At 38.7% G+C, this 6,171-nt stretch carries 7 protein-coding genes; 4 read left to right on the forward strand and 3 right to left on the reverse strand.

Translation table 11 applies throughout. The features are described from left to right. Positions 1–98 precede the first annotated feature (98 nt). Entirely contained in the window at positions 99–1,319 is a 1,221-nt protein-coding gene (gene chlP / locus ACIR310F_RS0106630; protein ID WP_028083134.1) for a geranylgeranyl reductase, read from the forward strand. A 111-nt stretch (positions 1,320–1,430) separates the two neighbouring features. Here chlP and ACIR310F_RS23565 read toward each other — a convergent pair whose 3' ends face one another. Both ACIR310F_RS23565 and ACIR310F_RS23570 read right to left on the reverse strand, forming a co-directional pair. After that, on the reverse strand, positions 1,431–2,405 hold the full coding sequence (locus ACIR310F_RS23565) for a helix-turn-helix domain-containing protein (protein WP_051289499.1): 975 nt from the start codon (positions 2,403–2,405) through the stop codon (positions 1,431–1,433). Positions 2,406–2,455: 50 nt separating this feature from the next. Further along, positions 2,456–3,457, reverse strand: coding sequence for a helix-turn-helix domain-containing protein (locus ACIR310F_RS23570; RefSeq protein ID WP_028083135.1), 1,002 nt, complete (start codon positions 3,455–3,457; stop codon positions 2,456–2,458). 233 nt (positions 3,458–3,690) lie between these two features. Here ACIR310F_RS23570 and ACIR310F_RS0106645 point away from each other — a divergent pair, with 233 nt between their 5' ends. From ACIR310F_RS0106645 to ACIR310F_RS0106650, 3 genes are read left to right on the forward strand one after another with little or no spacing between them, the layout of a single operon-like run. Beyond that, a complete protein-coding gene (locus ACIR310F_RS0106645; protein WP_028083136.1) occupies positions 3,691–4,419 on the forward strand; it encodes a hypothetical protein in 729 nt (242 codons plus the stop codon). A 9-nt stretch (positions 4,420–4,428) separates the two neighbouring features. Next, on the forward strand, positions 4,429–4,554 hold the full coding sequence (locus ACIR310F_RS27280; protein ID WP_269208343.1) for a hypothetical protein: 126 nt from the start codon (positions 4,429–4,431) through the stop codon (positions 4,552–4,554). Positions 4,555–4,578: 24 nt separating this feature from the next. Next, positions 4,579–5,367: a hypothetical protein gene (locus tag ACIR310F_RS0106650; protein ID WP_028083137.1), complete on the forward strand. Its 789-nt coding sequence runs from the start codon at positions 4,579–4,581 to the stop codon at positions 5,365–5,367. A gap of 41 nt (positions 5,368–5,408) precedes the next feature. On the opposite strand, the gene plsY is transcribed toward ACIR310F_RS0106650, so the two are convergent. Beyond that, positions 5,409–6,095, reverse strand: a complete 687-nt coding sequence (gene plsY / locus ACIR310F_RS0106655) for a glycerol-3-phosphate 1-O-acyltransferase PlsY (protein ID WP_028083138.1) — start codon at positions 6,093–6,095, stop codon at positions 5,409–5,411. Between the last annotated feature and the right edge of the window lie 76 nt (positions 6,096–6,171).

A 6,171-nucleotide genomic window follows, 5' to 3' on the forward strand; every position in this document is an offset into this window, starting at 1 on the left:
ATTGTATTTTGTGTGAAAACCCCAGGCTAAGGGGGAAGGCCAGCTAAAAGTCCGTGATAGGATACTTTGGGAAAATATTGATAATTGGGAGAAAACCTTTGACACTACGGGTTGCTGTTGTTGGTTCTGGACCTGCGGGTTCATGCGCTGCTGAAACTCTAGCGAAAGCTGGAATCGAAACATACTTGTTTGAGCGGAAATTAGATAACGCCAAACCTTGTGGGGGCGCTATTCCCCTCTGTATGGTGAATGAGTTCGATTTACCTCCAGAAATTATTGACCGTCGGGTAAGGAAAATGAAAATGATTTCTCCCTCTAATCGTGAGGTTGATATCAATTTGATAAATGAAGACGAATATATAGGAATGTGCCGCCGAGAAGTGCTAGATGGTTTCTTGCGAAACCGGGCGGCCAAATTAGGCGCGAATTTAATTAACGCCACTGTTCATAAAGTTGATATTCCTGGGAACAATACCGACCCCTATACCATCCATTATGTTGACCATACAGGAGACGGGTCCCAGGGCGTGACTAAAAGCCTCAAGGTGGATTTAATCGTTGGTGCGGACGGCGCAAATTCCCGCATTGCTAAGGATATGGATGCTGGAGATTATAATTATGCGATCGCTTTCCAAGAACGCATTCGTCTTCCCCAAGATAAAATGGCCTATTATAATGACCTGGCAGAAATGTATGTTGGTGACGACGTTTCTACCGACTTCTACGCTTGGGTATTTCCCAAATATGATCACGTAGCAGTAGGTACTGGCACAATGCAAATTAACAAAGCCAGCATTAAACAATTACAAGCAGGTATTCGGGCCCGTGCTTCCGAAAAACTAGCCGGTGGTAAAATCATCAAAGTAGAAGCCCACCCCATACCAGAACACCCCCGTCCCCGTCGCGTTGTCGGACGCATTGCTTTAGTAGGAGACGCTGCTGGTTATGTCACCAAATCCTCCGGTGAAGGTATTTACTTTGCGGCCAAATCTGGGAGAATGTGTGCAGAAACTATTGTCGAAACTTCCAACAATGGAGCGCGAATTCCCACAGAACGAGATTTAAAACTTTACCTCAAACGTTGGGATAAGAAATACGGACTCACTTATAAGGTATTAGACATTTTACAAACCGTCTTCTATCGTTCCGACGCTACCCGGGAAGCATTTGTAGAAATGTGTGATGATATGGACGTACAAAAGCTAACTTTTGACAGTTATCTTTATAAAACCGTAGTCCCGGCTAACCCCTTTACCCAATTAAAAATTACCGCCAAAACCATTGGTAGTTTAATTCGTGGTAACGCCCTTGCACCCTAAATATAGGAAATCAGAAGCCAGAAATTTATTTCTGGGCTTCTTTTTTTGGATTTGAAACTGATGATGAAATGGTATTCTAGTGTCGAAAAACTTTCATCACTTAACCCAGGTTCATTGACTTTGCAAAGTTTTTAGTGGTGACTCACCAAACATTTCCTGATAATGCTTAATAAAATATGTAGCATTCCGAAATCCCCACTCCTGAGCTACCTCCATCACTGTTTTTGTATTCAGGTCAGGATTCATTAAAGCGCGACGTACCCCGTTGAGTCGTTGAATTTTGATATAAGCCATGGGACTGATACCAAAAACTTCCTGAAACCCACAAGATAAGGCAGTACTGCTAGTTTCTAATTCGTTACATAGTTTTTGTAATGTCAGAGGTTTATCTTGATAAGAGTTAGAAATTTCTTCCGCTTTTTTAACCAGGGAATAACGACGGAAAGGTTTTAATATGCGTTGTTTTTTTTTGGCGTTTCTACCCAAGGTATTAATGAGTAGTGGCAAAAAATCTTCCATGATTAATGATTGCATTTGTGACTGCATTAATAATGATGGTTGAGTATTGAATACATGAGTAATTTCTTGATAGAAAGCCCTGAGAGGTCGTAATGATGAGGGGTGTAAACCTATGGCATTGTGTTTGAGAAATTTTTCTCCTTGTTCGTATCCCATTTGTGCGTATAAGCTATGAAAAGCCCGCGCATTCACACTAGCTCTGACCAGATGAATGTCTTTGCCAGCAACTATATCTACTTCCCTAGTGGAATCAAAACCAAATATATCATATTTTCCAATAGGACAACCGTGAGAGGTGACTTGTATTAAATTGGGGTGAAATGCCAACAAAAAGGAGATATGATCAGCAGATTTCGTACCACTAGCTTTAGCCACTTGATTTTGATACACGTGAGTAAACTTCAAATCTCCAAAGTCTGCAAAATTAATAGTTCCCAGAAAGTCTCCTGGGCTTAATTGACTACTTTCTTTGATATTTAGGGGTTTTATGGATTGTGCAAATTTATATCCGTCATTAAACTGGCGAGTAAAAACCAGTGAATGACCATGAAGATTCTGTTCAGACATAGACATATCCTACCTCCCATCTTAGTATAACTCCCAACTTGCCGATTTCTTTAAAGAAGTTGGGGATTTGATGATTGCAAATGACCTCGCAAAGTTTTTGACGGTAACTCACCAAACATTTCCCTATAATCCTTAGCAAAATGTGGAGCATTCCAAAATCCCCACTCCTGAGCCACCTCCATCACTGTTTTTATATTTGGATCTGCATTCATTAAAGCGCGGCGTACCCCGTTGAGCCGTTGAATTTTGATATAAGCCACGGGACTGATACCAAAAACTTCCTGAAACCCGCAACATAAGGCACTACTGCTAGTTTCTAATTCCTCACATAGTTTTTGTAGTGTTAAAGGTTTATCTCTATAGGATTTAGAAACTTCTTCTGCTTTCCTGATCAGGGAATAACGACGGAATGGTCTTAATATACGTTGTTTTTTTTGAGCGTTATTACCGAAAGTATTAATTAGTAATGGTAAAAAATCTTCTATTATTAATGATTGTATCTGTGATTGTATCAATAATGATGGTTGGGTACTCAATATATGAGTAATTTGTTGATAGTAAGCCTTGAGAGGTCGCAATGACGAGGGGTGTAAACTCAGAGCATTATTTTGGAGAACCTTTTGTCCCATTTCGTATCCCATTTGTTCGTATAAAGTATAAAAAGTCCGCGCATTCACACTAGCCATGACCAGATGAACATCTTTGCTAACAACTACATCTACTTCCCTAGTAGGGTCAAAACCAAATATATCATGCTTTTGAATAACGCAACCGTGAGAGCTTACTTGTGTAAAATCGGGTTTAAATGCCAACACAAAGCAAATATTATCAACATATTTCGTACCAGTGGCTTGAGCAGATTGATTTTGATGCAGGTGAGTAAACTTCAAGTCTCCAAAGTCTGCAAAATTAAGAGTTCCTAGAAAGCCTCCTGGGCTTAATTGATTACCTTCTTTGATATTTAGAGGTTTTATGGCTTGTACAAACCTATCTAGGTCATTAAACTGGTGAGTCACCACCTGAGAATTGCCATGGGGATGTTGTTCAGACATAGATTAGGGGATTAATGCTGAGTAATTTAAAGTGAGATGTAGTTTAAGTGAGTATAAAATAGATAAATTTAATTATATGACTAATAATGGCTTTTTTTGCTTATATGAAAAAGTGGGAATTTTGGAATGTTCATAGATAATAAATGGCTATATAATCCATACGGATGACGGTTAATTTGTATATTGCGTAACGTAAGTCATGAATTTTTTTTAACACAAGGACAACTAAGATTATGGCTAACCAATTTGAATGGCAATTTGATTTTCGTAACTTTAACAAAAATGAAATGCAAGTCCAGGTGCGTCACACAGGTTGTGTATTAACATCCCAGGACGATAGGGATTCTAGTTATTGGAAACACCAAGTACCCTATTGTCCTACAGGAGAGGCTGAAGGATTATATAGACCCGGTAATTACGTAGTAGAGTTTGACAAGTGGTGGCCTGTAATCAAGGACGGGCTGAAACTAATTGGGGATTTAGGAATATTCTTTGTTGTACAGGCACCAAAAACCGATGATGTAATTGAGGCAATTTCTAATGTTTTTGCCGTAGACGGGGATGTAGTTGAGGCTTGTATTAAAAACATGAGTAACGAAGAGATAGCGCAAATACTGGGAACTTGTTACAAATCCGTCGATCAAACCTGTATAAATAACCTAATGAATCCGACCGTTATTCGCCAAATGGCTAAAGACATGAATCTAGATCCGAAAGCTTGGGGAATTATCAGCGGGAAAACCTACAGAGACCATATCTGGAACAACAATAGTCCCGTGATCAATAACCATGGTTGGAGTGTATTTCGTGCTTGGGGAGACAAAGCAAAGCACCGCTTGTTGATTGCCGAAGGCTGTTTTATTGACAAGGGACGACTGATTTATCCTTGTGATGATACTGATTACCCCAAACACGGAAATACGTTCTGGAACTTTTGGAGTCGTGACTTTCACAGATATTAAAATCAATTTTTGCTACAGTTTTTTTGTCCAACACCGTGCGATCGCTTAATGATTGATAATTATAGAATTGACAAGATTAAAACAGAAAATTACTTAGCAATTATCCGTCAACCATTACCAACCTCAACTAAATAACTAGTAATTTGAGTAACCACGATTATGGCTGACAAATTTGAATGGCAATTCCATTTTCATAACTTTAACGAACATAATCTGCACGTGCGAGTGCATCATGAGTCTGGCACAAAAGATCCTTGGCATGATGGTCGCCCTGGTTGTTGGGAATATAATTTACCCTATTCTCCCACAGGTAGCCCTGAAGGGGTATATAAACCCGGTAAATGGGTGACAAACTTTCGTGACTGGTGGGATATCATCAAGGACGGGCTAAAACTAAATTTAGATTTAGGAATATTTTTGACTGTGCCTAAACCAAAAATTGATGATATAGTTAATGTAGTATCCAATGTTTTTGGCATCGAAAGGGACATCATTGAGGCTTTGATTCAGGATATGAACGACGAGGAGATACAGCAAATGCTAAATACTGCTGATCAATCTGTCGAGCAAACCTGTAAAGATAATTATATGAATCCTGCTATTGTTCGACAAATGGCTAAAGACATGAACCTCGACCCCAACGCTTGGGGAATTATCGCAGGAACAACCTATAGGTACTACATTTGGCATAATAATAGTCCTCTAGTTAATAATCATGGTTGGAGTGTATTTCGTGGTAGAGGACCAAAAAAAACAGACAAGAACAACTTGTTTATAGCTGAAGCCTGTTTTATTGAGAAAGGACACCTAATTTATCCTTGTGATGTTTATCCTTGTGACGGAGGTGATCACCCTAAATACGGAAATACCTTCTGGCAATTTTGGAGTGGTTACTATAAACACTATCAAAATATTTCTTTTGGAAATCTTATGGTAATTGACTATTAAGGATTAAAGGCAAAAGACCATGATCACTTTTTCAGCAGACTCTAACTAGTTTGTTGAGTTTGTGTTTCTACCTTCTGGCCAATTTTCGGTTCTGTACCCGCAATTAATCGCTCAATATTACTGCGATGACGGATAATTATATATAAACCTCCAGCAAGACCGAGAATAATGTAGGCTAAAGGTTGATGAAAAATTATCATAAAAATAGAAACAGCCACAGCCCCAGAAATAGAACTTAAAGAAACAATTCTAGAAATAGCAATGACGACAGCAAAAACTACCAATGTTGATAATCCTACTTGCCAATTTATAGCTAATAAAATTCCCACACCAGTAGCTACAGACTTACCACCTGTAAAGCCGAGAAAGACTGATTTACTATGTCCTAAAAGGGCAGCTAACCCAGCTAAAGTGACTAAATAAGGTTGCCAAATTTCGATATTTACAGTTGGTGGTATTGGTATTAAATTACTAACAGGAGCAATTTTAAATAAAGCGTAAACTAGATTTATTGCTAATACTCCCTTCAAAGCATCAATTAATAAGACAAATGCCCCTGGACCTTTACCCAAAGTGCGTAAAACATTAGTTGCACCAGTTGAACCAGAACCAACTTCTCGAATATCAATACCTTTTAATAGCTTACCCGCTAGATATCCAGTTGGAAAAGAACCAAATAAGTAAGCTAATAAAACCACTACAGCACACAAAGTTAACCACATAAACATAAAATAAATTTGTCAGTTGTCAGTTGTCAGTTGTCAGTTGTCAGTTGTCAGTTGTCAGTTGTCAGTTGTCAGTTGT

Source organism: Dolichospermum circinale AWQC310F, assembly GCF_000426925.1.
Lineage (GTDB): Bacteria > Cyanobacteriota > Cyanobacteriia > Cyanobacteriales > Nostocaceae > Dolichospermum > Dolichospermum circinale.